17 protein-coding genes and 2 pseudogenes are annotated in these 26,256 nt (G+C 69.8%); 13 read left to right on the top strand and 6 right to left on the bottom strand.

What is annotated here, in order from left to right:
• Window positions 1–9 precede the first annotated feature (9 nt).
• Together MMA15_RS15165 and MMA15_RS28490 are read left to right on the top strand one after the other, a co-directional pair.
• Window positions 10–423: a nuclear transport factor 2 family protein gene (locus MMA15_RS15165; RefSeq protein WP_241060279.1), complete on the top strand. Its 414-nt coding sequence runs from the start codon at window positions 10–12 to the stop codon at window positions 421–423.
• A 461-nt stretch (window positions 424–884) separates the two neighbouring features.
• Window positions 885–1,646, top strand: a pseudogene (locus MMA15_RS28490) (radical SAM/SPASM domain-containing protein); the annotation flags it as partial.
• A 134-nt stretch (window positions 1,647–1,780) separates the two neighbouring features.
• Here the strand turns inward: MMA15_RS28490 and MMA15_RS15155 are convergent.
• Window positions 1,781–3,319, bottom strand: coding sequence for an NsdA family TPR-like regulatory protein (locus tag MMA15_RS15155; RefSeq protein ID WP_241060275.1), 1,539 nt, complete (start codon window positions 3,317–3,319; stop codon window positions 1,781–1,783).
• Window positions 3,320–3,836: 517 nt separating this feature from the next.
• On the opposite strand from MMA15_RS15155, the gene MMA15_RS15150 reads away from it, so the two are divergent.
• Window positions 3,837–5,096 carry a hypothetical protein gene (locus MMA15_RS15150; protein ID WP_241060273.1) on the top strand — a complete coding sequence of 420 codons (1,260 nt, stop codon included), beginning with the start codon at window positions 3,837–3,839 and terminating at the stop codon, window positions 5,094–5,096.
• Window positions 5,093–5,587 carry a hypothetical protein gene (locus tag MMA15_RS15145; protein ID WP_241060272.1) on the top strand — a complete coding sequence of 165 codons (495 nt, stop codon included), beginning with the start codon at window positions 5,093–5,095 and terminating at the stop codon, window positions 5,585–5,587. Before MMA15_RS15150 ends, MMA15_RS15145 begins: the two co-directional genes overlap by 4 nt.
• 39 nt (window positions 5,588–5,626) lie before the next feature.
• Here MMA15_RS15145 and MMA15_RS15140 read toward each other — a convergent pair whose 3' ends face one another.
• The gene (locus tag MMA15_RS15140; protein WP_241060270.1) at window positions 5,627–8,047 is read right to left on the bottom strand and encodes an ATP-binding protein; all 2,421 of its coding nucleotides are present in this window, start codon (window positions 8,045–8,047) and stop codon (window positions 5,627–5,629) included.
• 270 nt (window positions 8,048–8,317) lie between these two features.
• On the opposite strand from MMA15_RS15140, the gene MMA15_RS15135 reads away from it, so the two are divergent.
• From MMA15_RS15135 to MMA15_RS15110, 6 genes are all read left to right on the top strand, one after another.
• Window positions 8,318–11,407 (top strand): AfsR/SARP family transcriptional regulator, encoded by a 3,090-nt coding sequence (locus MMA15_RS15135; protein ID WP_241060268.1) that lies wholly within the window; start codon window positions 8,318–8,320, stop codon window positions 11,405–11,407.
• Between the two features lie 599 nt (window positions 11,408–12,006).
• Window positions 12,007–12,861, top strand: coding sequence for an LLM class flavin-dependent oxidoreductase (locus tag MMA15_RS15130; protein WP_241060266.1), 855 nt, complete (start codon window positions 12,007–12,009; stop codon window positions 12,859–12,861).
• A gap of 273 nt (window positions 12,862–13,134) precedes the next feature.
• On the top strand, window positions 13,135–13,725 hold the full coding sequence (locus MMA15_RS15125; protein WP_241060264.1) for a hemerythrin domain-containing protein: 591 nt from the start codon (window positions 13,135–13,137) through the stop codon (window positions 13,723–13,725).
• A 234-nt stretch (window positions 13,726–13,959) separates the two neighbouring features.
• Window positions 13,960–14,124, top strand: a complete 165-nt coding sequence (locus MMA15_RS15120; protein WP_241060263.1) for a hypothetical protein — start codon at window positions 13,960–13,962, stop codon at window positions 14,122–14,124.
• 356 nt (window positions 14,125–14,480) lie between these two features.
• Window positions 14,481–15,284 (top strand): RNA polymerase sigma factor SigF, encoded by an 804-nt coding sequence (locus MMA15_RS15115; RefSeq protein WP_372498245.1) that lies wholly within the window; start codon window positions 14,481–14,483, stop codon window positions 15,282–15,284.
• Between the two features lie 198 nt (window positions 15,285–15,482).
• Entirely contained in the window at window positions 15,483–16,343 is an 861-nt protein-coding gene (locus tag MMA15_RS15110; protein ID WP_241060259.1) for an RNA polymerase sigma factor SigF, read from the top strand.
• Window positions 16,344–16,643: 300 nt separating this feature from the next.
• Here MMA15_RS15110 and MMA15_RS15105 read toward each other — a convergent pair whose 3' ends face one another.
• Window positions 16,644–16,865, bottom strand: a complete 222-nt coding sequence (locus MMA15_RS15105; protein ID WP_241060257.1) for a hypothetical protein — start codon at window positions 16,863–16,865, stop codon at window positions 16,644–16,646.
• 210 nt (window positions 16,866–17,075) lie between these two features.
• On the opposite strand from MMA15_RS15105, the gene MMA15_RS15100 reads away from it, so the two are divergent.
• The 3 genes from MMA15_RS15100 to MMA15_RS15090 all read left to right on the top strand — a co-directional run bounded on the left by MMA15_RS15100 (window position 17,076) and on the right by MMA15_RS15090 (window position 21,334).
• Window positions 17,076–17,663: a MarR family winged helix-turn-helix transcriptional regulator gene (locus MMA15_RS15100; protein WP_372498244.1), complete on the top strand. Its 588-nt coding sequence runs from the start codon at window positions 17,076–17,078 to the stop codon at window positions 17,661–17,663.
• A gap of 118 nt (window positions 17,664–17,781) precedes the next feature.
• Window positions 17,782–20,226, top strand: coding sequence for an MFS transporter (locus tag MMA15_RS15095; RefSeq protein ID WP_505016619.1), 2,445 nt, complete (start codon window positions 17,782–17,784; stop codon window positions 20,224–20,226).
• Window positions 20,227–20,503: 277 nt separating this feature from the next.
• Window positions 20,504–21,334, top strand: a complete 831-nt coding sequence (locus MMA15_RS15090; RefSeq protein WP_241060253.1) for a YceI family protein — start codon at window positions 20,504–20,506, stop codon at window positions 21,332–21,334.
• Window positions 21,335–21,662: 328 nt separating this feature from the next.
• Here MMA15_RS15090 and MMA15_RS15085 read toward each other — a convergent pair.
• From MMA15_RS15085 to MMA15_RS15075, 3 genes and pseudogenes are all read right to left on the bottom strand, one after another.
• A pseudogene (locus tag MMA15_RS15085) lies at window positions 21,663–22,745 on the bottom strand (N-acetylmuramoyl-L-alanine amidase); the annotation flags it as partial.
• A 422-nt stretch (window positions 22,746–23,167) separates the two neighbouring features.
• Window positions 23,168–23,689, bottom strand: a complete 522-nt coding sequence (locus tag MMA15_RS15080; protein ID WP_241060251.1) for a M23 family metallopeptidase — start codon at window positions 23,687–23,689, stop codon at window positions 23,168–23,170.
• A gap of 455 nt (window positions 23,690–24,144) precedes the next feature.
• Window positions 24,145–26,199 carry an ABC transporter permease gene (locus tag MMA15_RS15075; protein ID WP_241063206.1) on the bottom strand — a complete coding sequence of 685 codons (2,055 nt, stop codon included), beginning with the start codon at window positions 26,197–26,199 and terminating at the stop codon, window positions 24,145–24,147.
• Window positions 26,200–26,256: the final 57 nt, after the last annotated feature.

The raw sequence follows: 26,256 nt of genomic DNA, 5'->3' as shown, positions 1-26,256 counted from the left end.
GTTGTGCACATGAGCCGATTCGACGACCACCCCAACGTCCGCACCGCGCTGCGCTACCACGAAGCAGTGGCAAGGCTGGCGGCACCAGAGGAACTCAAGCAGTTCCTGCACCCGGACATGGTCCATGCCCAACTCCCCAACGCGCTCTTCCCGGCGGGCGTAGACCGTGACCTCACCGAGTCTCTCGCCGCATCGACGCAAGCCCGCACGCTGCTGACCGGCCAGCACTTCGAAGTGATCAACGCAGTGGCCTCCGGCGACCAGGTCGCACTGGAGGCCAAGTGGTCCGGCACGCTGGCCGTTCCCCTCGGGAACATGCCGGCAGGCCACGTGATGCGCGCGCACATCGCGGCCTTCCTCGAATTCCGGGACGGAAAGATCATCGCTCAGCGCAATTACGACTGCTACGAGCCCCTTCCCTAGCCTCAGGCCGACGGACGGCCCCGGGGAAGACGATCCAGACGCGACCGACTGGTGAAGCCCGGTGGCTTCGGCTCTCGGGGTGCGAGGCTTCAATCCCACCTCTACAGGCGTGATGAACGCCGCTTGCGGATGTGCCGCCGGCACACCCGGCACCGGTTTCCCGCGCGACATCCGACGTGGTTCCCCGGCTCCGAATAGGCCCGGGTCAAGTTCGCCGGACGGGAGAGCCCTCGTCCATGCAAGGCGATTCCAGCGGACTTCCCACGCTGATCGGTGATTTCTGAAGGCCACTTGGCCAACGGCAGGCCGAAACGCATGTCTTGACGGCAGCGCGAATCACGCGAAGGTGTCTTGCTGGGAAGGTCCTACAGTCGCGAGCGCCTGTACTGCTTGGAGCTGAGGGTACGAACGGGATTTACGGCTCGAACCAGTGCAGACGTGGCCTCAAGCTGGGAGGGGCAGTGTCGGTTACTGGAACTGCCGAAGACGCGGATACGGACGCGGAGCGCGTCTCATTCATATGGCTCGAAATCACCGGCAAGTGTCAACTCGCCTGCGTGCATTGCTACGCCGACAGCGGCCCGCAGGGCGATCACGGTTCCATGTCGCACGACGACTGGTTCTCCGTCATCAGTCAGGCACGTGACATCGGCGTGGAGACCGTTGCGTTCATCGGCGGCGAGCCCACACTTCACCCAGGACTCGGGGATTTCATCGAATATGCCCTTGAACTCGGCCTGCTGGTACGGGTGATCAGCAATCTGGTACACGTCCCCGAGGATATGTGGGACGTACTGCAACGGCCGGGCGTCGCAGTCTGGGCCAGTTACTACTCGGACGATCCGGACGTGCACGACGCGGTGACTCTCCGCCGCGGCAGCCACCGTCGTACGACTGCCAATATGGAGAGAGCCGCACGGCTGGGTGTCCGTGTAGGAGGTCTGATCACGACTGCCGATGCGCGCGTCGATCCCGGGCCGACGAGAGACGCGCTGTCCGGCATAGGGGTCCCGCGGGCGAGGGTGGCCTCGCTACAGGCCGTGGGACGCGCTGCGTACGGAAGTTCGCCGACGATGTCGGATTTATGCGGCCAGTGCTCGGGGCATCTGCTGGCGGTCGACCCGCGCGGATCGGTTTTCCCTTGCATCATGGGCCGTTGGCTGACCGTCGGCAATGTCCGCGAAGAGCCCCTCGCCACGCTCGTGAAAGACCGTCGGCTGCACGACGTGCGAAAAGAGATCCGGGCGGCCTTCGACCCTCGGGTGACCGGCCGCCCGCCTGTCGTGATCCGGCACAAGTGCGACAGCAACGGCGACGGCGGCGACGGGGGGCTGCGCGCCGTAGGCCGCCGCTTCTGTCAGTACGTGGCTCCAGGCAGGCTGGGGACATGGAATTCGTCGATCTGCTCACGTAAGTCGACCGCCTGCGATGCGCTGTGCAGCGCGGGGGTGCGCAGCGACTGGGCGAATTCCCGCAGCCTCGCCTGCACCGGCTCGCTTCGCAGCGAAGGCGGGATGTCGAATACGGGTCGCAGCTCTGCCTTGGCCCCGTCGATGTCCGAGCGCAGCAGGTGCGAGGTCGCGAGGGTGATCCGGGCACCGGCTTCCAGCGAGATGTCCCGTTGGCTCTCCGGGCTCTGCTCATAGAGATCGATGGCGCCCCGGGCCGCGTCCGCTGCTTCCGTCGCCAGGCCGAGGCTGATCATTCCACTCGCCGTGTTGTGCAGATGCTTGGCCGCGTCCGCGGTGAAGACTCCGCCCATCTCGTCGAAGAAGTCGTCCGGGCGGGAGATCCTCTCCCTTGCCTCATCGGCGAGCCGGAAGACACGAAGCGCCCCTTCCTTGTCGCCGACGGCGGCCAGGGCGTTGGCCTCCATGCTGTACAAGCGCTGCTTCGACGCCTCGTTCTGCCCTGCGAAGCGCTGTCCTGAGGCAGCGAGCCGCGCGGCGGTCTCGGGACGCTTATCGCGATACGCGTAAAAGGACTGGGCCGACCTGCACCACGCCCGGATCGAATCATGGCCGATGATCTCGGCGTACGCCCACGCGGAACGCGTCTGCTGTAACGCGGCGGCCCGGTGACCGAACATCTGGCTCGCATCGGCGAGCAGACAGCAGACCACACTGACCAGAAAGTACAAATCCCGCGTCTGGTCCGGTCGTTGATGGCCCTCCAGTATCCGGTAGATCCGGTCCCTCGTACTGACCATCTCCTGGAAGAGCGGCAGCGGGTCCAGATGCACTAAGCCGCGTGACAGGCGGGTCACGTCATCGCGCAGCGTCTCGAGAGTCGCAGTCCCGACATTGGTGGTCTCGGCCTGTCCGGCGTGATCGCTGGATTCCTGTGCAGCAGACATGATGACTGCCTCCTCGACGTTACCGCTGTGATTCCCTGCGGCAGCATTCGTACGCCGAGCAGTTGCAACGCGCGAACCGCCACCCGCCCAGTCTGACCGACTCGGCACACTGGACATGCCCTGTATTTCAGACTGATCCAAGTCGCCGCGCTCCCGTAGGAGATCGATGTCCGCGGCGGCCAGGTGCTTCCTGTCCAGATGATCCGTCAGCTCCAGCGGGCGTACCGCGTAGACACGGCCGAGAAGCGCCAGAATGCGCGGACTCGGCCTCGAACCCCCCATAGGCCACAGCTCGTACTCGCTTATGCGCTTGCCCGTCAACGGAGCGCCTTCGCTGCCGATGAGAGCGTTGCAGCGCTCTGCCGCCTCGTCCTGCGTCAGCCCGTGCGCGAAGCGCCATGCGAGCCGTGGGCGGAAGTGCCAGCGTCGGACCATCTCGTCGACGATCTGCCTCGTACCGCATCCGTCGGCCTGTAACTCCCGGCGTAACCGCTCCCTTTGGGGCTTGCTGCCCGGCTTTCCCCTGATGCTGCTCGGCATTGTGTCCCCCTCCCCCGGATTTCAAGGTAACGACCGATTCAGGCACACGGAACCCCGTTCCCAGCGGAGCGGGGAAACGTCCCGGATAAAGCTCGTACACGCAGGTCGAAGGCGTGCGCAGGGCGGAGAAAAGGTCCGCGGCCGCTGGTTCAGAAGCGGCATCCGGCGAGTCACCATCGAATCGGGGTCGAACCGGCGGCGAATTCGACACCGGCAGGGGAGGCGGACATGAGCGTGAAGCCGCGCGCCCGAGGGCGATGCCGAAGATCGGGAAATGCCGCGAGCGCGTCCCCTGGCGCCCGCCGTTCGGCTGTCGTGCCGAGCGGCCCGGGAACGCCGAGGGCGTCGCCCGGCCGCCGGTGGCCACCGCAGCAAGCTTTTCGCAAGGTCTGAACAAGCAATCCGGGGCGCCCATAGGGCAGTTCCGGGACATGGACAGACAGGCCGACGCTCGGGGGGATGTCGTGTTGGCAGGCGATAGGTGTCTTCGGACCGCTCATGGCGCGGGGGGTGTGCGATGACGGGGAGTGTTGCGTGGCTCAACGGCCCGGTCGGGCTGGGGGCCGACAGCCGGGTGCTGCGTCAGGGATATCGCACGGTTCTTGTCGTGGTTCCGTTCATGGTGGCGGGCATCCGGCTGATGGACGTACTTGCGTTGCTGGAGGCGGATCACCGTCTCGTGGTGATGTTCACCGTGGCACCGACGCCCAACGGTGCTGTGTGCCACGGCGCTGAGGAGTTCGTCAGGGCACAGGGGGGACTGCTGCTGCCGTGGCAGCAAGCCGTTCAGTGCGAGTTCGACCTGGTGCTCGCGGCCAGCGACACGGCAGTGGAGCAACTGCACGGAAAGGTGATGCTGCTTCCTCACGGGGCGGGTGCGCTGCCGTCCAGGCTGCGAGCACGGAGTGCCGGTTCCGCCGCGCTTCCCACTCATGGCCTGGATCGGAACACGCTCGTGCACCGGGGGCGGTTGGTGCCGGCCGCGCTCCCCCTTACGCATGTGGACGAGCTGACGGTGCTGCGTGAGTCGTGCCCCGAGGCGGAGCCGGTGGCGGTCGTGGCGGGCGACGTCTGCTTCGACCGGCTGGTGGCCAGCCTTCCGATGCGGAATCGCTACCGGCGGGCGTTCGGGCTGGAGCCGGATCAGAAGCTCGTGGTTGTGACTACGTCGTGGCAACCGGAGTCGGCCCTTGGGTCCCATCCGGATCTGCTGGAGCGGCTGTTGAGCGAGCTGCCGCCCGAGGAGTACCGGGTGGCCGCGGTTCTGCACCCGAACATCTGGGGCGTCAACGGTGCGTGGACGGTGCAGGCCTGGTTCGCCGACTGTCTGCGTGCGGGGCTGATACTGCTGCCGCCCCAGGAGGGGTGGAGGGCCGCGCTGGCCGCGTGCGATGTGATCGTCGGGGACCACGGGTCGGTCACCAGTTACGGGGCGGCCGTCGGTGCGCCGATCATGCTGACTCCTTCTCGCTGCGCGGGTTTCATCCGTCCGGGGAGCCTCGCGGACATGGTGAGCCGGGAGGCCGTGAGCCTGCGGATGGACAGGCCGCTGGAGAGGCAGTTGCGTCAGGCGGCAGGCCGGCACTGCTGGGAGCGGCGCAATCGCATCACGCGGCTGATCACCTCGGAGCCGGGTCGCGCGGCAGGCATCCTGCGGCGGACGATGTACCGCCTGCTGGACATCGAGGAGCCGGACAGGCCCCTTCGTAACGCCGCGGTGCCGCTGCCGGATCCGGTGGGCGCCCGGAACGATCTACCTCTGGAGGAGGCGGGATGAGCCGCTCCCGTTGCCGGCACGCACTCGTCCCCACGGCGGGGCCGCACGCCGCCGCCCCGTTGAGCATCCGGCGCTGTCCTCACCACAGCCGGGACGGGAAGGGCGCGTCGATGTGGGTCTGGGGTTCGGCCGGGATGCCGCGGGAGGGCTGTCCATGCGGGACCTTCGACCGGTTCCTCGTCGCGTCGGAGCACGGCGAGGCGCGGTGGCGGGAGAACGCCGACGTGATCGTCGGTCGCTCCCGCCCGACCGTGGCGCAGGCCGAGAGAAGGGCCGGGTCCCTGCTGTACGGGGCTCCGGGCTGTGCTCTCGCGGTTGTTCCGGCGGGGGAGTCGGGAGCCGTGTTCCGGACCCCTGCCGAACAGGTCGTGGTGAGCCGGACGGCGCCGACGGATCGCGTGTGCGCAGCGTGCGCCTATCCGTGGCTCGCCGTAGGACACAGCCTCACCGAACTCGCCGGACTGTGCGCCCGGGTCCCCGGGCACGTCTGACGAACGTCGCATGTCCCACGAACGTCGAAGCCGCGTGGCTCACTCGTCCAACGGGCCCTGGGAGCCGTCACGTCGGGAGGTCCGTTGCTCGGTGAGTCTCGCGTCCACTCTGGCGATCCCACCGTTCACCCGCTCCAGGTCGGGCGCTCCGGCTTCCACGTAGAGCGCCTTGGACTTACGGAAGAGGTCGCGGGCGGCCGTCAGGTCTTCAAGCGCCTCGGCGGCTTCGCCCCAGACCATCGACGCCTGGGCGCGGTACTGGCTGGACCCCGACTCGGCCAGCATGGACCACGCCCCCCGTATGAACTCGACGGCCTCGCCTGGGCGGCCGGCGCGGGTGAGCGCGTCGGCGAGCCAGACCGTGGTCATGGCCGTGACCTTCTCGTCCTGCAACGACCGGGCGAGGAGGCGGCCTTCGTCGAGTTCCTCGATGGCCTCGTCGAACCGTTGTGCCGCGAGGAAGTTCTGGCCCAGTCTGCGCCTGCCGAGCGCTTCGGCTCTCACTCTCCCTGCCTCGTGGTCCAGAGCGACGGCTTGGCGCAGCACTTCGGCGGCTTCGTCGAAGCGCCTCTGAGTGCGGTGCGCCATGCCGACGAGGCCGAGCGCTTCGGCTTCGGCCTGGCCGTGGCCCGCCTCGCGTGCCGCGTCCAGTGAGGCCAGCCCCTGCTCAAGAGCCTCGTCGCTACGGGACAGATTGTGGAAGGCGAAGCCGAGATGGTGATGCATACGCGAGCGGGCGGCGGGATGGCCGCAGCGGGCGGAGGACTCCACGCCCAGGCGGTAGGCGGCGATCCAGTCGGAGAAGTGCTTGCGGTGCAGGAACAGCGACCACATCGCCTCCGCCAACTGCCAGACAAGGGCGTCGAATCGGTGCTCGTGACCGGCCCGCAGCACCGCCATCAGGTTGGGCAGTTCGGCTTCCATCGCCTCCAGGGCCTCCCTGCCGGACTCGAAAGCCGGAGGCGGGTCCTGAGCGGCCGGCCGGACGGGGCCGCCCAGGCTCCACTCCAGCGGTGTCACCACCCGGTCCGCCGCGGCGGCGAAGGCCAGATAGTGCTCCATGAGCCGCCGCAGAACGCCGTCGCGCACCTCGGCTGCGTCCTCGGATTCGGCACGCTGCCGGGCGTGGAGACGCACGAGGTCGTGGAAGCCGTACCGGTCGGGGCCGCGTACCTCCAGAATGCTGGCGTCGACCAGCCTCTCCAGCAGTTCCGTCGTGTGCCGCACGGGCGACTGGAGCATGGCGGCGGCCGCCTGGCCGGAGAACTCGGGGCCGGGGTGGAGACCGGCCCGCCGGTAGGCGCGGGCCTCCTCCGGCGGGAGCCCTTCGTAGGAGACGTCGAAAACGCTCATGACGGAGACCTCTTCCACGGCGAGGGCCTGTAGCCGTCGCTGCTCGTCCTTCAGTTCCCGCACGACGCGGGCGATGGGCCACTCCGGTCGCATGACGAGCCGTGCCGCCGCGATGGACAGCGCGAGGGGAAGCCCAGCGCACAGTCCGACAAGACCTGCCAGCGCGTCCGCTTCCGCCGCCGCACGGCGCTCCCCCACGGTGCTCGCCAACATCCGTGTGCCGTCCCGCTGAGGCAGGGGGGCGACCGGCACGAACCGCGCGCCGTCCGCTATCAGGCCACCGAGACGCCACCGGGTCGTCACGACCACCAGGCTGCTCGCGGAGGACGGCAGCAGCGCTCTCACCTGGGCCGCGGAGACAGCGTTGTCCATGAGGACCGCTATGCGCGCGTCGGCGGTGACCGAGCGGAAGAGACCGGCTGCTTCCTGCGCTCGCAGGGGAATGCGGTCCGCCTCCAGGCCGAGCGCCCGCAGGAACCCTTCGAGTACGGGGCCGGGCAGCGCGGGCTCTCCCTCGGGGCCTTCCGACAGGTCGGCGTAGAGCTGGCCGTCCGGGTAGCGGTCGGCGACCTCGTGCAGCCACTTCAGCGCCAGCGCGGTCTTGCCCACCCCGCCTGGGCCGCTCACCACCGCCAGTGCGGGTCCCCGCTCTCTCGGATCGTCGGCGATGCGGTGCAGTTCGCGCAGTTCCGAGCTTCGGTTGGTGAAGTGCGCGGGCGCGGGCCTGAGTTGGCGGGGCACCAGTGGAACGGGAGAAGGCGCCGGTGGCTCGCTGTGCAGGTGAACGCCTCCGTGCAGCGAGCCGACTTGAAGGGTCGGACCGTGGAGGCTGGCGGAGCCGCCGATGGTGTTCCGAGTCTCCGGAGGGGGCTGCCTATGTCTGTGGCGCCGCAGCCAGGTCTCCAGCCCCGCTCTCAACTCGTCGTCGTCAGACGCACGTTCGGCCAGTCGGTCCGACAGCCGCAGAAGCGCGGGCAGAGAGCCGTCGGCGATCCCTGCGGCCTCCGCCCACAGCCGGGCGAGATCATCTTGGTGGCGGGCCTTGTGAATCAGCTCGCCCAGTGCCTCCCCGGCCGGAGAACTGTGCATCGGGCTGTGCGAAATCATGGCCGATAACAGTGCTGCGGACATGTCTGCGTCCCACACGGTGCGATCCCCCCTGAACCGGCTTCGCCACGACGGCAGTTCGAGCACACGCTGTGGGCTTTCTCCCGCAGCCGTCTCCTCCGGCGCTCCTTACCCGCCGCGGGCGCGGCCCGACCACCCGGCACCCGTACAAGCGGTTTCGGTCCTAATGCCGCCCACACATGGTCCGGCAATATCCGGCCGTGTCATCCTCAACGCACGGACATGCCGTACCGGCGGGGAGGGGCGCTGGTGGATCTCCGCATACTGCTGCTCGGCGCGGTCGAGCTACAAGCCGGGGAGTCGCACGACCGGCTGGGAACTCCCAAGGAGCGCACGACCCTTGCCGCGCTCGCCTGGGACGCCGGACGAACAGTGAGCCTGGACACGCTCGTTCACCGCGTATGGGACGAACACCCGCCCGCCAAGCCTCGCGAGGCCCTGTACGTACACATCCACCGCATCCGCAAGGCGCTCGCGGCCCTCGCGGCCCTCGCGGGTTCCCGGGCCCCGACGGTGATCAGCCGTACGCACACGTACACGCTGGACATCGATCCCGACGCCGTGGATCTGCGGCGCTATCTGGCACTGGTGGAACAGGGCCGCGGACTGTCCGACAGCGGCAGCCACGGGGACGCCTCGACGGCGCTCCAGTCGGCCGCACGATTATGGAGCGGCGAGCCCCTCGCGGGGCTGCCCGGCGCATGGGCCGCCCATGTGCGCCGACTCGTCGGTGAGCAGCATCTGGCGTCGACGCTGCTTCAGGCCGACATCGCTCTGCGCTCAGGCCGCTTCGCCGAGGCGGTCGCCGGCCTACGGCCGCTGTCGGAACAGCATCGGACCGACGAGTCGTTCACCGGGCAGCTCGCTCTCGCACTCCACGGCTGCGGGCGTACGAACGAGGCGAACCGCCTGTTGCAGCGCCTGCGGCACCACCTGCGGCGAGAGTCGGGTTCCGATCCGGGTGAGGAGACCGCGCACATCCACCGCGGCATCCTGGCCGGCAGGCCGGTCGCCGAGCTGCTGCCTCCGGCGACGGCGGTCGTCTCCCGAGGCACCGTCTCCGAGAGCCCGGACACGCTTCCTCCCGAGGTGGCCTGGGTCGGACGGGAGAGCGAACTCGACGTCCTGATGGGCGCGTTGAGCGGCGAGACGACGGCAGGAGGACGGAGAGGGGGAGGGGAAGGGGGAGGCTCACGCGTCACCGCCGCCGTCATCACCGGGATGCCCGGCTCCGGCAAGACGGCTCTCGCCTCGCACACCGCCCGTCTGATGCGCGAGGACTTTCCCGACGGCACGCTGTTCGTGGACCTGCGCGGCCAGGCTCCCCACCAGCCGCGCAAATCTCCCTCCGAAGCCCTGCGCGAGATTCTGAGCATCGTCGAAGACCGGGCCGACATCCCCGGTGACTTCAACGGGCTGGTCGCGATGTGGCGTACGACGGCACGAAAACGCAGGCTGGTGGTCGTCCTCGACGACGCCGCCTCCATCGAGCAGGTCTCCCCTCTTCTGCCCGGGGACTCCTCGTCCGCCGTCATCATCACCAGTCGCCACCGGCTCGCGGGGCTGCCAGGAGTGCGGCACATCGCGCTGGACGTGCTTCCGCCCGGCGACTCGGTCACCTTCCTGCGGAACGCCCTCGGCAAGGAGCGCGCCCCGGACGCCGTCGATGCCGCCACCGTGGCGCGACTGTGCGGCCATCTGCCACTCGCTCTGGACATCACCGTCAGCCGGCTGCTTTCACGTCCCTCGTGGCAGCTCTCCGACCTCGTGGAACGCTTCGCCAGAGCAGGCAGGCGGCTGCCTGAAATCCGCGCCCCTCACCGGGAATTGGTGCAGAGCCTGGAGGTGTCGTACCAGGCGCTCACTCCCGAACAGCAGCGGGTGTTCCGCTCCCTCGGTCTTCACATCGCTTCGGAATTCGGCTCGCATGCCACCGCCGCGCTCACCGGGCTCTCCCTCGACGAGGCCGAGAAGGTGCTCGAAGAGCTGCTGGCCTGCCACTTGATCTCCGAGCCTTCGCCACACCGCTACCGACTCCACGATCTGTTACGCGAATACGCTTCGACTCTCGCCCGAAGCGACGCGGCAGAAGCGAGAGAGCAGTCTCTCGAAAACGTCCTCGCCTACTATCTGCACGCCGCGGACCAGGCCGACCGTCACGCCTATCCTCACCGTCAGCGAATCGACCTACCGGGACGAGCCCCCGAACTCACCTGGTACGGCGACGACCCTCAGCAGTGGTTCACCACCGAAGGGCCCGCCCTCCTGGCCGCCCTGGAGTACACGCGCGCCCACAGGTCGCCGCGCGACCTGGCCCTGCTGACACACACGCTCGCCGGCTTCCTCGGCGGCGAGGGATACCTCAGCACTGCCGCTCCGCTTCTGGAGACCGCCGCCGAGCACTGGCGCGACTCAGGCGACGAGAGCGCATACGGACGGGCTCTCGTCGACCAGAGCATCGTCTGCGCGTCCGCGGGGAACTACGACCGGGCGATGCTGTGCGCCCGGCAGGCCCTGGAATCGGCGCAGAACACCGAGGACGAAGAGCTGACGGCGGAGGCGCTGCACCAACTGTCCATCTCCTGCTGGCATACGGCGCGACTCGCGGAAGCATTCGATCATCAGCACCGCGCGCTGCAAATCCGGCTGACGGGGACGAGCGCCCTCCATCAAGGCCGTAGCTTCAACGCCCTGGGAATGATCTCCCTCGCCCTGGAGCGGAACAGGGACGCCCTGACCTACTTCGTGGAGGGCCTCGCGCGGTTTCGCGGCGTCGGCGATCGCCGGGGGCAGTTCATCGCGCTCAACAACATCGCTGAACTGCACAAGGAAAGCGGCGACTTGGATAGCGCCGAGGATTTCTTCCGGCAGTCGATCAGCCTGGCGCGGGAACTCGGAAGCAGAGGGCACTCCGCGACTCTCCACATGAATCTGGCGGACACCCTGCGCCAGCGTGGAGAGCTGAACGAAGCCCTGGAGCTGTACGAGAAGGCGCTCCCGGCACTGCGCAGCGCGGGCGACCGCCGCAGCGAGGCCATCGCGTTGACGGGAATGGGTCAGGCGCTCCACGCTGCCGGCCGTAGCGAGCAGGCGATCTCCCGCCATACCGCCGCACTCTCCATCGCGCGCGACATCCGGGCGGCTCTTGAGGAATGCCGGGCTTTGGCCGCCCTGGGCGAAGCCGAGGCCGCCACCGGGCGCCTCTCCCAGGCCGAGACGCACCTCGAAGCCGGCCTCGCTCTCAGCCGGAAGATCGGCTCACGACCGGACGAGGTTCGGGCGAAGGCGGCCCTCGGCCGCACCCGCCAGGGAACTGCCCGGCCCGGCAGCGACGCCTGAGTCGCCGCGGCGAGCGCTTCGATGCGCTCCGACCTGCGCGTATGCGTGCGCACGCGGCGGTGCTGCCTACGTCGGGTGCGGGCCCCCAAGACCGGGCTACGTTCGATTTGCCATCTCGGGTGACGCGTGCCAAGATCGCTCCCCCTCACTGATCGCACTTGCAAGGTGCGAAGGCCCAGGGCCCACGATCCTCCCTAGAAGGGCACTCCATGAAGTACGTCACGTGGCTGCTGCTGTCCGCCCTCGTCTGCATTCCGTATATCGCGTACGCGGGAGGCTCCACGTCAGCCATAGCCTAGCGCGGCGGAGACTGACGTCCGCACGGCGAGCCGGAGCCCGAGCCCTCCGCTCGGGGTGTTGCTATACGCGAACTCGGGCAAAGTCGATCTAGCGTCAGCCGTCTTGTGCTGAGCATCCCTTGTTCGGATGCCATCGAGGAGGGGCAAGCCCGCGAGGGCGAGCCCCTCCTTCGTTGCGTTCCGCTGATGCGCTCCGCAGTTGCGTTCCGCCGGAAAGCCCCGCTCCGGCGCCTCAACCCCCGCCCCCCGGCCCCCGGTTATCCGCTTGCCGCCCGCCGGGCGATGACGCAGCATGCCGGGATGCGCTTCTCCGTCAACATTCCGAACTTCGGGGACTTCGCGGACCCGCGGGCAGTGGCGAAGGTGGCCGCCGCGGCGGAGGAGGCGGGATGGGACGGGCTGTTCGTCTGGGACCACGTGTTGCACCGCCGTCATCCGCGGGACTTCGGCGACCCGTGGATGCTGCTGACCGCCGCGGCGCTGGCGACCTCGCGCATCAGGCTGGGCACGCTGGTAACGCCTGTCGCACGGCGCCGCCCGCAGCAGCTCGCGCGACAGGTCGCCACGCTCGACGTGCTCAGCGGGGGAAGGGTGATCTTCGCCGCCGGGCTGGGCGGGCCCGTGGAGGACGAGTACGGCAGCTTCGGTGAGCCGGTCGATCCGGTCGTGCTGGCCGAGCGGCTGGACGAAGGGCTCGGGCTGCTGTGCCGCTACTGGTCGGGCGAGCCCGTCGACCACGACGGGAGGCACTTCCAGGCCCGTGACGTGACACTGCTGCCCGCCACCGTGCAGCGCCCCCGGCCGCCCGTCTGGATCGGCGGCTTCTGGCCGAACCGGCCGCCGATGCGGCGGGCCGCCCGCTGGGACGGTGCCGTGCCGCTGTTCGCCTCCGCCAGGCACGGGCACGCGCCACCGGTGGAGGAGGTACGCGAGCTGGTCTCGTACGTACGCGAGCACCGGGAGGGCCACGGCGCCTTCGAGCTCGTGCTCGGCGGGGCGAGTCCCGCGGAGCCCGCCGCGGCGCGGGATCTGCTGGCACCGCTGGCCGAGGCCGGGGCCACGTGGTGGGACGAACGGCAGATCCAGGGCGGCGAAGGGCTGGACCGGCTGGAGGCCGTGCTGCGGCGCGTCGAACTGGGCCCGCCTGCCCTGTAGTTCGGCGCGACTCGACGAGTTCGCCGCAACCCGACCGACGCGATTCGGCCCACGTGCTGCGCGCGGCTCCATGTGGTCCGACGAGTTCCACGGCGCACGGCTGCTCGCCGGGGGCGGCTCGCCCCGCTCCCAGCGGCCTCCGCGCACGGGCGGGCCTCGTACCGCCGCGTCACGCGTCGTGTTTGCCCCCGCGCCCCCGGGGCCACCCGGAGTGAGGAACGCGTGCGACAGGACGTACGGCACGAGACGTACGGCGCAAGAGGAGTGAGCCCCGTGAGCAACGCAGCACTCGAACGCGCGGAGGCCGCGAAGCTCCCGCACGACGACATCATCGCCGTCCTGCTGACCCAACACGCCCGTATGCGGGACCTGTTCGCCGAGGTGCACGTATCGCTGGGCGAGGAGAAGAGGGCGAAGTTCGCTGAGTTGAGGGCCCTGTTGGCCGTGCACGAGGCGGCCGAGGAGATGATCCTCAGGCCGGTCGCGAAGCGGGAGGCCGGGGAACGCGAGGCCGTCGCCCGCAACGAGGAAGAGGAGGAGGCCGGACGGATCCTCGCCGAGCTGGAGCGGATGGACCCGGACGGTTCCCAATTCGAGGCGAAGCTGGGGGAGTTCGAGAAGGCCGTCGGTGAACACGCGGACCACGAGGAGCGGGAGGAGTTCCCCGCCGTACGCACCGGCTGCTCGCAGGAGCAGCGGCAGAAGATGGGCAAGAGGCTGCTCAGGGCGGAACGGACCGCTCCCACTCATCCGCACCCCGCCGCCGCGGGCTCGCCGGCCGCGCAGTGGGCGGTCGGGCCGTTCGCCTCGCTCCTGGACCGCGCGAGGGACGCGATGGGCGGCGGCACCAGGCCGCGCGGCTGAGGCCCCGCCCTGAGTACGCCGCTGAGCATGAGACGTGATCGCGCGAAGCGCGAGACGTGAAGAGCGAAGCGTGAAGCGGTTGCGACGATCAGTGGACGAGACGTGCGGTACCGGTCAAAGAGCCCTGATCGAGGCCGCTTTACGGCCGCACGCATGGGCCGGGCGGCCCGCGCCGATGGTTAGACTCACCCGACTGCGAAGAGGGGAAGCCCGGGCAGCCGCGTGAGGAGCGAGATGGTGCAGGCGAAGAAGATCAGTATCTACGTGCTCACCGTCTTCGCGCTGTACACGATCATCACGTCGCCCGCCAGGGCCGCCGATCTCGTACAGATCGGATTCGAAGGCATATCGAGCGCCGCGCAGGGCGTGGGCCACTTCATGACCGAGGTCGTGCGCTAGCCGCGCTCCCGACCCGGCTCCGCCTCCCCTGCTCCCTGGCGGAAACTCGCCACGCACCCCCGCGTTCCCGCGCATCCGCAGACCCTCTCCACGGCATTCGGCCGTCGTCCGTCACCGATGAGTGGGCCGCACACCCCCGGGGCCTCAAGCTCCTCGGCGCCCTTTCCGGCCCCCGTACGGGCCCTTCCCGAAGCCGTCCCTCACGAGCCCGCGACGGCACGGACGCCACCCTTCGCGAACACCTCAACTCCTCACCAACACGGCAATTTACGGTGCTTGCACACGTTGCACATGTCTTGTGATGCTATGACCGCTTTTGGCCGACGCCTGGAGCGAGACGACCCGGACCTGAAGAGGTGGTGGCTGGAGTGGCGGCGACCCAGACCCGCGAGAGCCGCAGCGCGGAGGCCCGGGCGCTGACCCAGGAGCTCTTCGAGCAGCTCGCCGAGCAGCAGCCCGGCACCGCAGGCCACGAACGGGTGCGCACCGCGCTGATCGAGGCCAACCTTCCGCTCGTGCGCTACGTGGCGGCGCGCTTCCGCAGCCGCAACGAGCCCATGGAGGACGTCGTCCAGGTCGGCACCATCGGGCTCATCAACGCCATCGACCGCTTCGACGCCGAGCGCGGCGTGCAGTTCCCCACGTTCGCCATGCCGACGATCATCGGCGAGATCAGGCGCTACTTCCGCGACAACGTCCGTACCGTGCACGTACCGAGACGGCTGCACGAGATGTGGGTCCAGGTCAGCAGCGCGACGGAGGATCTGACGACGGCCTTCGGACGCTCGCCCACGACCGCCGAGATCGCCGAGCGCCTGAAGCTCACGGAGGAGGAGGTGCTGGCGTGCATCGAGGCCGGACGCTCCTACCGTGCAACGTCGTTGGAGGCGGCGCAGGAACGTGAGGACGGTCTGCCCGGCCTGCTCGACCGCCTCGGCTACGAGGACCCGGAGCTGGACGGGGTCGAACACCGCGATCTGGTAAGGCATCTGCTCGTCCAGCTCCCCGAGCGCGAGCAGCGCATCCTGCTGCTGCGCTACTACCGGAACCTGACGCAGTCACAGATCAGTGCGGAGTTGGGTGTGTCCCAAATGCACGTATCTCGGCTGCTGTCGCGGAGCTTCGCCCGCCTCCGCGCCGCAAATCGAATCGAGGCATAACCGGACAGAGTGAGCCATGACGACGGCTCAACTTCCTCAACTGTGCAGTTTTATCGACATGGGGCTACGTCGCGTTGCCTACTTGTGACATTCTGCAAGAGCTGCGTTTGCCGCGACGGCGCTTCCGGTATGCAGGGGGAGGTGCTCCCTTCGTACGAGGGCGCCGCTGCGATCCGTCCGCGACCTCAAGGGGGTGGCATGTCCGTAGAACTGGGCAGCTCGAAGGTGCTCACCGAGAACACGACCGACGACGTCGACGCCATGGGAGCCACCCAGGCCCCCTCAGACCACGATGCCATCGACACGCGCACCCTCTCGCGCTCCCTCTTCCTGCGGCTCGCCACGCTCGACAAGAACAGTGCTGAACGCACGTACGTGCGGGACACGCTGATCGAGCTGAACCTGCCCCTCGTGCGGTACGCGGCGGCACGCTTCCGCAGCCGCAACGAGCCGATGGAGGACATCGTCCAGGTCGGCACCATCGGGCTGATCAAGGCGATCGACCGCTTCGACGCGGAGCGGGGCGTGGAGTTCCCGACGTTCGCGATGCCGACGGTGGTCGGTGAGATCAAGCGCTTCTTCCGCGACACCTCCTGGTCGGTGCGGGTTCCGCGGCGCCTCCAGGAGCTGCGTCTGGCTCTGACGAAGGCCAGCGACGAGCTGTCGCAGACGCTGGACCGCTCCCCGACCGTCACCGAACTCGCCCACTGCCTCGGGGTGTCCGAGGAGGACGTGGTCGACGGGCTGGCCGTGGGCAACGCCTACACCGCCTCCTCGCTCGACTCCCCGGCGCTGGAGGAGGACGGCGGCGAGGGCTCGCTCGCGGACCGCCTCGGCTACGAGGACAGCGCGCTGGAGGGCGTGGAGTACCGGGAGTCGCTGAAGCCGCTGCTGGCCAAACTGCCTCCGCGTGAGCGGCAGATCATCATGCTCCGCTTCTTCGCCAACATGACGCAGTCGCAGATCGGCGAGGAGGTCGGCATCTCGCAGATGCACGTCTCCCGGCTGCTGACGCGCACGCTGGCGCAGTTGCGCGAGGGCCTCATCGCGGAGGAGTGAGCGAGGACGCTCAGCCCGTACGCGTCGACGGGCGTACGGGCAGCACAACGCCGGCATGACGAACGGCCGGCTGCCGGACATGCATAAGGGACGGGCTCATTCCGTACGGAAGTATGCGACGAGCCCGTCGAACCCCGGATCGTGGAGATCTCCCAGGGCGAGCGCGTAAGCCATCGCGGCGGGGTGCCGGGTGGAGTGCCGCCTCCGGTCCGGGAGTTGGGCCGCTCGATCCCTTCAGGGGCTTCCGACCCCTTCAGCCGTCTCGGCCTCAGGTCGTCTCTGCCCCTGACCGTCTCCGGCTCAGGCCATCGCGAGCCAGACGGCCGCAGCGACGACCACGACGAGTGCGACGACGCCGACGATCACGCCGATACGGGGGCCGGACGAGGCCTGAGGATCGGCACCGCGCTGTGCGCTCGCGCCGCCGCCCTCCTCGTCTACGAAGGCACGGAACATCTGCGTGCTGCCTGCCGGGTCCTGGGACGGGTCGGGTCCTTGGGGCGCATGCGGGTTGTGAGCCATGGGGCAGGACGATAGCGAACGCCACGGGGGCACGGACAGACCCGTCCCCGCGGTCGTAGCGACGACCGCTTCCGCGCACGCGGCTCCCGCTTCCGCCCGCGCACACCGCTCCGCTTTACTGATTCTTTGCCTCCGCTTGGTCGACGTAAATTTGCGTACTGCAACTAACGGATTTATGGTTGCCTAAAGCAACGATATCCGGGAGACGGGATGCCCCCGCGAGCCGCACGCAGCGGATTTGAGGAACTGGCCCGGCATCTTGGCGGACTCGGCGCCGTACGGCGAGAGTTGGTGCGGGGCCTGCCGGGCGACTGTCCGCCCGCCGCGGCAGCCGTGTTGACGCTCCTTCACAAGCACGGCGAGATGCGTATGGGTCGTCTCGCGGAGCTGATGGCGGTAGACATGTCTGTCACCAGTCGCCACGTCGCCCACAACGTGGAGCGTGGGTGGGTCGAGCGGCAGCCCGATCCGCAGGACGGACGCTCCCGGCTGCTGCGCCTCACCGAACGGGGCGGCCGACAACTGGACACGCTCTCCGAGGCCACGACCAGGACCCTGGAGGGCTTTCTTCACGACTGGACCGAGGAGGACATCGCACGGCTGAACGGGATGCTGGAGCGCTTGCGTGACGACTTCGGCGACGGCGCCACCGCTCCCGTACAGGCTGCACGGGCACCGACAGCACCACCGGGATCACCACGACCGGCACCGGAACCGGCAGGACCAGGACCAGGACCGGCAGGACCAGAAGAAGCGACGGACCAGCGGGAACACCGCACGGCACTGAAGAAGAGTTAGGGAAAGAATGGCCACGACCACACCGTCCGGTGTGCAGGGCACCGGCGCCGGAGGCGGCGCAGGCGACGCGTCGCAGAACCACGCGACCGCTTCCTACGGGCCGGGCGGCGCCGCACCCATGACGCACCGGCAGATCATGGAGGCGCTGTCCGGGCTGCTGCTCGGCATGTTCGTCGCCATCCTCTCCTCCACGATCGTCGCCAACGCCCTGCCCAAGATCGTCTCCGAGCTCGGAGGCGGGCAGAGCTCCTACACCTGGGTGGTGGCGGCGTCGCTGCTGACGATGACCGCCTCGACTCCGCTGTGGGGCAAGCTGGCGGATCTCTTCAGCAAGAAGGTGCTGATACAGACGGCCATCGTCGTCTTCGTACTCGCCTCGGCGAGTGCGGGTCTCGCGCAGAACACCGGCATGCTGATCGCCTCGCGGGCCGTGCAGGGCATAGGCATGGGCGGCATATCCGCCCTGACCCAGACCGTGATCGCCGCGATGATCTCCCCGCGGGAGCGCGGCCGTTACACCGGCTACATCGGCGCCTCGTTCGCGGTGGCGATGGTGAGCGGGCCGCTGCTCGGCGGCGTCATCACCGACACGAGCTGGCTCGGCTGGCGCTGGTGCTTCTACGTGGGCATCCCCTTCGCCGTGATCGCGCTGCTGCTACTTCAGCAGACGCTGCATCTGCCGCTGCTCAAGCGCCGGGTGAAGATCGACTGGGCAGGGGCCTTCCTCGTCGCCGCGGCGGCCTCGCTGCTGCTGATCTGGGTGACGTTCGCGGGCGACAAGTACGCATGGCTGTCGTGGCAGAGCTACGCGATGGTCGGCGGTTCGCTGCTGCTGAGCCTGCTGTTCGTACTCGTCGAGGCGAAGGCCACCGAGCCGATCATCCCGCTGTGGCTGTTCCGCAACCGCACGATCGCGCTGACGTCGCTGGCGTCGATGTTCGTCGGCATCGCGATGTTCGGCGCGACGGTCTACCTCAGCCAGTACTTCCAGCTCGCGCGGGGCGAATCGCCCACGATGGCCGGTGTCATGACGATCCCGATGATCGTCGGGATGTTCCTCTCCACCACCCTCTCCGGGCTCGTCATCAGCCGTACGGGCAAGTGGAAGATCTGGCTCTGCGCGGGCGGCGTGCTGCTCACCGCGGGCCTCGCGCTGCTCGGCATGATGCGGCACGACACCGAGTACTGGCAGCTCGCGGCCTGCATGGCGGGTGTCGGCGTCGGCGTCGGCATGATGATGCAGAACCTGGTGCTGGCCACGCAGAACCAGGTGGAGGCCACGGACCTGGGTGCCGCCAGCTCCTCGGTGAACTTCTTCCGCTCGCTCGGCGGCGCCGTGGGCGTCTCCGTACTGGGCGCGGTCCTCGCACACCGCATCTCGGACTACGTGGACGACGGCCTGGACAAGCTCGGCGTGCGGCACGGCGGTCCCACGGGCGGCGCCGGCAGCGACATCCCCGACCTGGAGAAGCTGCCCGTGCCCATCCGGCACGTCATCGAGTCGGCCTACGGGCACGGCATCGGCGACATCTACCTCTACGCGGCGCCCGTCGCGCTGCTCGCGCTGCTGCTCGTGCTGTGCGTAAGGGAGGTGCCGCTGAAGACGAAGTCGGGCATCGAGCAGGACAGCACCGCGAACGACGTGGCGGCGGCCTACCTTCGGCAGAACGGTGCCCACGGTGCGGAGGACGGCGCCGCGGGCGACGGCTACGGAGCCCAGCACGCCGCGCACGCCGCACAGGCCGGGTACCGGCTGGCCGCCGACGATCCCGAGCCCGACGAGCCCCTGACCACGTCACGCCACTCGGTGACCGGCACCGTCCGCAACGCCGAGGGCAAGGGCGTGCCGCGCGCCGCCGTCACGCTCATCTCGCTGAGCGGTCGCCAGCTCGGCCGTTCCGTGGCGCGTAAGGACGGCCGCTACGGCATGGACACCCCGGGGCCCGGCAGCTACGTCCTCATCGCCGCCGCCGACGGGCACCAGCCGCAGGCGACGACGGTCAACGTCGGCGACGAGCCGCTGAGCCACGACGTGCGGCTGGCGGCGACCAGCGGGCTCGCCGGACGCGTACGCAGCACCACCGACGGGCAGCCGGTGCGGGGCGCGATGGTCGTCGTCACCGACGAGCGCGGCGAGGTGCTGGCGACCGGACGCACCGGGGAGCACGGCGAGTTCTCGTTCGACGAGATCGTCACCGGCACCTTCACGATCGCCGTGAACGCGCCGGGCTTCCGGCCCGTGGCGCGGCCCGTGGAGGTCGAGGGGCAGGGCATCACGCGTATCGACGTCGAACTGGCGGCGGGCGCGCGGGTGCAGGGCGTCATCCGGGCCGGCGTCGACGCCAGTCCGCTGCCGGACGCTCGCGTGACGCTCGTCGACGCGGCGGGGAACGTGGTGGCCACCGCGACGACCGGCGAGGACGGCGCGTACGGCTTCACCGACCTCGACGCGGGCGACTACTCGATCATCGCCAGCGGCTATCCGCCGGTGGCGAGCGGGCTCACCGTCGAGGGCGCAGGCCCGGACTCCCACGACATCGAGCTGCACCACCCGGACGAGTAGGCCCGGGGCCGTCACGGGGGCGGGCGGAGCGGCGGCGGCATCGCCGGGCAGGCACCGGGAGCAAGCGCCGGAGGGCGGCCGGGACGGCCGCCGGACCGCAGGGCGCGAAGACGGAACCGGAAGATCCCGCAACGCACTTCCCGCCCCCCGGACGCGGAAGGAAGACTGGCCCGGGGACGTCGTGCGGGACGGCCCCGGCCCCGGGCAGCGGGCCCGTCCGTCACATCGCGGGCGGCCCGTGCGTAACGGGCCTGAGCGAGAAGGAGCGAATCGGAAGATGGCAGGCGCAGGCGTACGGGCGCAGATCCACACCCGCGAGGGGTGGCCGGTACAGCACGCCGTGCTGACCGTCACCGACATGACGGGCGTTCAGGTGCTCCGCGTGGAGGCCGACGAAGAAGGCATCGCGGTGAGCGAGGAGGCGCTGCCCTCGGGCCCGTACACGGTGATCGCCACGGCCCTCGGCTATGCGCCCGCCGCGGCCACAGCGCTCGTCACCGCCTCGGGACGTGCCGACCTGGGGACGCTCGTGCTCGTACGGCAAGGGGGCACCGAACTGCCGCCGCCCGGCCCGTGGACGGTCGACCCCGTGCACTCGACGGTCGGGGCGACGGCGCAGCATCTGGGGATATCCAGCGTGCACGGGCGCTTCACCGAGTTCAGCGCGCGTATCGAGATCGACGAGGAGCCGGAGAAGTCCTCGGTGGAGGCCGTCATCGAGGCCGCGAGCATCGAGACGGGCAACAGGATCCGCGACGCCCACCTGCGTTCGGAGGACTTCCTGAACGTGGAGCGGCACCCCCAACTCACCTACCGCAGCCACGCGGTGGAGCCCGCGGGCACCGACCGCTGGACGGTGCACGGCTGGCTCGCGATGCACGGGGTCGTACGCGACGTGTCGCTGAACCTCACGTATCTGGGGTACGGGCCCGACCCCTGGGGCGGCACCCGGGCCGCGTTCCGCGCCACGGCCGAGCTGAAGCGCGAGGAGTTCGCGATGAACTACAACCAGATCCTGGCGGCCGGGATCGCGGCGATCGGCACGACGCTGAGGATCGAGCTGGACGTGCAGGCCGTGCAGGGCGAGGAACTGCCCGAGCTGGAATAGCGGCCGGGGACACCGTAAGCCGGAGCGGACGGAGGGCGAGGGGCCCGAGGGGGCCCGCCGCCCGAAGACCGGGGAGGCCGGGGAGACCGGCGAGACCGGGGAGGCCACGGACAGAACCGCCGACTAGAACCGGCCGGACAGAACTGCCGTGCAGAACCGCCGGGTGAGGCTGAGGGCCCCCGGGCTCCGGGCCCGGCTCCCGGAGTGCCCGGAGGCCCTCGTATGGACGACTCGGTGGCCCGGTCGGTCGCCGGGTCACCGAATCACTTCCTGATCGGCGCCGCGGCCACGTCCACAGTCATGGCCGCGGCGCCGCCCGCATCCGTCAGCCGTTCACGTAGCCCATGTACGTGTCCCAGTTCCAGTGCGGGCCCGGGTCGGTGTGGTCGTTCCCGGGAACCTCGTTGTGCCCCACGATGTGCGCACGGTCCTTGGGGATTCCGTGCTTGTCGCACAGGTGCTTCGTGAGCGCGCCGGAGGCGCGGTACATGGCGTCGGTGAACCACGACGGGTCGTCGACGAAGCCCTCGTGCTCGATGCCGATGCCGGAGGCGTTGCCGCCGCGGGCGTGCCAGGCGGTGTCGGCGTCGCGCACCATCTGCGTGATCTCGCCGTCGGAGGAGCGCACGACGTAGTGGGCGCTGACCTCGGCCTCGGGGTTCTTGAACCAGTTGATCGTCCCTGCGTACGCGCCCTGGGTCACGTGGATGACGACCTGAGAGATCGCAGCCTCACGGCCGGTGCTGTAGTTGGCGGGGTCCGCGGGGTTCCAGATCGCCGGCGGGTAGTCGTCGCTCTTGGTGCCCGTGCCGGGGGCCGCCGCCTTGGCGAGCTTGCCGCGCTCGGGGGTGACCTTCTCCGGGGACATACGGACCTTGGTGCCCTTGGCCGGTATGCCCTTGTTGACGAAGTCGTAGGCGGCGTCGGCGTAGAGGCGCTTGAGCGAGGCGCTCTCGGCGCCGCCGTACGCGGCGACGGCCGGGTACCAGGCCTCGATGCGCTTGCGGTCCGCCGCCTTCAGCCCGGCCTTGTCGGCCTTGGCGCGGAGCACGGCGGCGCCTCCGCGGATGTTGGCGGCGTTGTCCTTCTTCAGGTCGGCCTTCGACTCGCCGGTCAGCTCGGCGGCCTGCTCCAGGGTCTTGCGCTCGGGGTTGCTGACCAGGTGCATCACGCCGAAGCCGTTGTCCTGGCTGGGCTTGCCCTTGTGGCCGTCGAGGTGCGTCTCGGCGTAGCCCACGGAGACGAGCAGATCGCGCGGCACGTCGAACTCCTCGGCCGCCTTGGTGAACGCTTCGTTCATCGTCGGCTCGTCCGCGGACGTCGTGGCCATGGCCTGCTGTCCCGCCACCGCCAGCCCTGCGACGAGCGCACCGCCGAGGGTCGCTGCGAGGACTCTCTTGCGTGTGTTCATCGGCTCTGTTGCCTCTCTGGTTCCGACTCCGGCGCGTGGTGGGGGGATCGAACTCCTGGTGCCTGCCGGCGCGCCGGATCACGGCCGGTCCCAGGGGGGTTGGCGTGGTACGCCCGTACGCCTCTCACAGCCCGGGAGGTGTGCCGGGCGTCGGGGCGCGGTGCCTGGTGACTGAGTGCTTGGGGGACGGAGTGCCTGAGTGCCTGGGGGACGGGGGTGCTCGGGAACTACGTGTGCTTGGGGGTGCGTGGTGCTCGGGGGTGCGTGCTGCTTGGGGGACTACGTGTTCGACTGCGGGTGCCCCGTGGGGACTTGGCACCCAGGCCCGGTGGGGACTCGGCCGTTCCGCTTCCGGGTTACGGAGGCGGACCCGGCGGCGGCGCCCCGTCGACACCGCCGCACGGGTCCGGCGAGCGCGCCGGTCAGGGCTGGCATGGCAGCGAGACGCCGCGCTCCTTCATGTAGGCCAACGGGTCGTCGCCGACGCCGGTACCACCGTCGAGGTGGACCTCGAAGTGCAGGTGCGGCCCGGTCGACTGGCCCTCGTTGCCGACGGAGGCGATGCGCTGTCCGCCCTGGACCGCGTCACCGACCTTCACGAACCGCTCGTTCATGTGCCCGTATTCGGAGACCGAGCCGTCGGGGTGCTTGATGCGCACCCACTGGCCGTATCCCGAGGCAGGGCCCGACTCGGTGACCTCTCCCGGCCCGGCGGCGAAGATCGGGGTACCGATGGGGGCCGCGAGGTCGACGCCGTCGTGGCCGTCGCCGTAGCCCTGGCTGATCTCGGCGGCGACGGGGCAGGAGCCCTGGTACGCCGCCTTCGCGCCCTCGGTCGTGCCCGCGCTCGCCGGTACGGCGACGGCAGCCGCGATGACGCAGCCTCCGGCCGCGGCCAGAGCGATAAGGGCGCGCTTGGCGCGTCGGCTGGTGGGAAAGGTCATGGGGGGTTCCTTCCACGGACGAGACGGATTCCGTGCAGACGCCAGTAGAAGCATCGGGCCATGTACGCGACAACCCCGTTACGGGAACACGTGACACTTTCTGTGTCACGTGAAGGATTCCGCCTGGACGAAACGGGCTCAGCCCCGTGAATTCGGGCTCGTTCTTCCCTGGTCGGACCTCTGGAAGAAGCGGCCGTCTCACTTCGTGGACCGACTCGTGAAGCGTTTGTACGGATGTTGGGGTACGAAATCCGTAGGCACGTCTGGACGACTCTCAAATCCGCCTCAAATCGGGCCCGTTGATCCCCCGTCAAGCCTCCGCCGAACCTCCCCCGAAGCTCCGCCGACCACCCGTGGTCGGTCTTCCGGCCGATTCGCCGGACGGCTCCTTCAGGGCGATGCCCGGCGGTCGTCCCTGCGAATCGCGGGGTCCTTCGGCCCTTGCGGACGCGGCGTCAGACGCCGACGACCGTGATCTCGGTCGCCTTGACGCTCGCCCATACGGAAGAGCCCTCCGCCAGCCGGAGTTCGCTCGCCGCCTGCGGGGTGATCTCGGCGACGAGTTCGGGGGCGCCCTCCGGTTCGATGGCGACGCGCAACCGGCCGCCGACGGCGGTGAGTTCACGGACCGTGCCCGCCCATACGTTGCGTGGGCTGCCATACGGGCGCCGCCGGTGCACCGACACGGCGCCGGGCGCGATGACGGCCAGCGCGGGCGTACCGGGGCCGAGGGGTTCGGCGACGACGAGTGTGCCGCCGCCCGCGTCCAGCGTCAGCGTCCCGTCCGGACCGAAGCCGCCGGGCCAGGCGTTGTGCCCGAGCATGCGCGCGACCCAGGGCGAGCGCGGACGCCGGGTCACCTCGGCGGGCGAGGCGTCCTGGACCGTACGGCCGTCGTCGAGCACGAGTATCCGGTCGGCGAGGGAGACGGCCTCGACGGGGCTGTGCGTGACGACGAGGCATACGCCGCCGAAACCCGCGAGATGGGTCCGCAGCGTGCGCCTCACGCGGGTACCGGCCGTACGGTCGAGGGCCGCGAGCGGCTCGTCCAGCAGCAGCAGTCCGGGCCGTACCGCCAATGCCCTTGCCAGAGCGACGCGTTGGGCCTGCCCTCCGGAGAGCTGCGCCGGTCTGCGGTGCGCCAACCGCCCGGCGCCGAGCCGGTCGAGCCAGAGTTGCGCGGTGCGGCGTGCCTCGCGCCGTGGCACTCCCTGGGCGCGCAGGCCGTAGGCGGTGTTGGCGAGGGCGCTCAAGTGCGGGAAGAGCGCGCCGTCTTGGGGGACCCATGCGACGCCGCGGCGGTGCGGTGGCAGATGGGTGGCGTCCATGTCGCCGAGCCGCAGCGCGCGGGCGCGTGCGCGCCCGTCGAGTCCGAGCAGGGCCCGGAGAAGGGTGGTCTTGCCTGCTCCGTTGGGCCCGACGACGGCGATGGTCGTGCCGGGCTCCGCGTCGAGGGTGAGCTGGTCGAAACCGGTGACGTCGGCGTGCAGGGAGCAACTGCGGCCGGAGAAAGGGGAGTCAGGGGCGGCGGGGTCGGCGTGGGGAGCGGCGTCGGCGTCGAGAGCGGACGCGTCGGGGTCGCGGTCGCCGTCCTGGTCGTGATCGCCGTCCCGCTCGTGATCGCCGTCCCGGTCGTGATCGCGGTCTCGGCCCTGGACGTGCTCTCGGCCCTGGTCTCGGCCGTGGCCGCCCGTGCGACTGCCCGCGCGACTGCCCGCGCCGCCGCCCGTCCACCGTCCCCGTAGCGCGACCAGTACGGCCATGGCGACGGCAAGGAGCAGCAGCGACACGGAGGTCGCGGCCTCCGGGGAGTTCTGGAGCAGCAGATAGACCTGGAGGGGAAGCGTCTGTGTCACCCCCGCGAGGTTGCCCGCGAAGGTGATCGTCGCGCCGAACTCGCCGAGGGCCCGGGCCCATGTCAGCGCCGCTCCCGCGGCCAGCCCCGGACCGGCCATGGGCAGCGTGACGGTGAAGAACACCCGCGTCGGCGAGGCCCCGAGCGACGCCGCCGTCTCCTCGTACCCGGGCCGTATTCCGGCGAGCGCGCCCTCAAGGCTGATGACCAGGAAGGGCATCGCCACGAACGTCGCCGCCAGCACGGCACCCGAGGTGTGGAACGGGAGCGTGACCCCGAACGTGCTCTCCAGCCACGGCCCGGCCAGCCCCCTGCGGCCGAGCCCGAGCAGCAGCGCGACACCGGCGACGGTCGGCGGCAGCACCATCGGCAGCAGCACGAGCGAACGGACCACGGCCTTGCCGGGGAAGTCGACGCGGGCGAGCAGCCAGGCCAGCGGCACGCCCAGCACGAGCGACAGGGCGAGCGCCCAGAGCGAGACGAGCAGGGAGAGCGACAGCGCATCGGTGACCCCGGGGCTCGTCAAGTGGGCGCCCAGCCTTCGCCATTCGGTACGGGCGAGTATGCCGAGCAGGGGGATCAGCAGGAACGCGACCGCCAGCAGCGCGGGAACGGCGAGCACGAGCGGAGCCCGTCCGCCGGTCACGGACCGCATCCGTGCGCTCGTCAGCGGAGTCCGCCCGCCGCTGCCGCCGTCCGTACGTCCGGGCGT

It is taken from the genome of Streptomyces marispadix, assembly GCF_022524345.1.
Classification (GTDB): Bacteria; Actinomycetota; Actinomycetes; order Streptomycetales; family Streptomycetaceae; genus Streptomyces; species Streptomyces marispadix.
The sequence above is the reverse complement of the archived record's forward strand: the minus strand, read 5'-3'. Positions and strand labels throughout refer to the sequence as shown.

What these genes read in the sequence shown, in the direction of transcription:
- MMA15_RS15165 (WP_241060279.1), top strand. Translation starts at nt 10, where the DNA reads ATGAGCCGATTCGACGACCACCCCAACGTCCGCACCGCGCTGCGCTAC.
- MMA15_RS15155 (WP_241060275.1), bottom strand. Translation starts at nt 3,319, where the DNA reads ATGCCGAGCAGCATCAGGGGAAAGCCGGGCAGCAAGCCCCAAAGGGAG.
- MMA15_RS15150 (WP_241060273.1), top strand. Translation starts at nt 3,837, where the DNA reads ATGACGGGGAGTGTTGCGTGGCTCAACGGCCCGGTCGGGCTGGGGGCC.
- MMA15_RS15145 (WP_241060272.1), top strand. Translation starts at nt 5,093, where the DNA reads ATGAGCCGCTCCCGTTGCCGGCACGCACTCGTCCCCACGGCGGGGCCG.
- MMA15_RS15140 (WP_241060270.1), bottom strand. Translation starts at nt 8,047, where the DNA reads ATGATTTCGCACAGCCCGATGCACAGTTCTCCGGCCGGGGAGGCACTG.
- MMA15_RS15130 (WP_241060266.1), top strand. Translation starts at nt 12,007, where the DNA reads ATGCGCTTCTCCGTCAACATTCCGAACTTCGGGGACTTCGCGGACCCG.
- MMA15_RS15120 (WP_241060263.1), top strand. Translation starts at nt 13,960, where the DNA reads ATGGTGCAGGCGAAGAAGATCAGTATCTACGTGCTCACCGTCTTCGCG.
- MMA15_RS15110 (WP_241060259.1), top strand. Translation starts at nt 15,483, where the DNA reads ATGTCCGTAGAACTGGGCAGCTCGAAGGTGCTCACCGAGAACACGACC.
- MMA15_RS15105 (WP_241060257.1), bottom strand. Translation starts at nt 16,865, where the DNA reads ATGGCTCACAACCCGCATGCGCCCCAAGGACCCGACCCGTCCCAGGAC.
- MMA15_RS15100 (WP_372498244.1), top strand. Translation starts at nt 17,076, where the DNA reads ATGCCCCCGCGAGCCGCACGCAGCGGATTTGAGGAACTGGCCCGGCAT.
- MMA15_RS15095 (WP_505016619.1), top strand. Translation starts at nt 17,782, where the DNA reads ATGACGCACCGGCAGATCATGGAGGCGCTGTCCGGGCTGCTGCTCGGC.
- MMA15_RS15090 (WP_241060253.1), top strand. Translation starts at nt 20,504, where the DNA reads ATGGCAGGCGCAGGCGTACGGGCGCAGATCCACACCCGCGAGGGGTGG.
- MMA15_RS15080 (WP_241060251.1), bottom strand. Translation starts at nt 23,689, where the DNA reads ATGACCTTTCCCACCAGCCGACGCGCCAAGCGCGCCCTTATCGCTCTG.
- MMA15_RS15075 (WP_241063206.1), bottom strand. Translation starts at nt 26,199, where the DNA reads ATGCGGTCCGTGACCGGCGGACGGGCTCCGCTCGTGCTCGCCGTTCCC.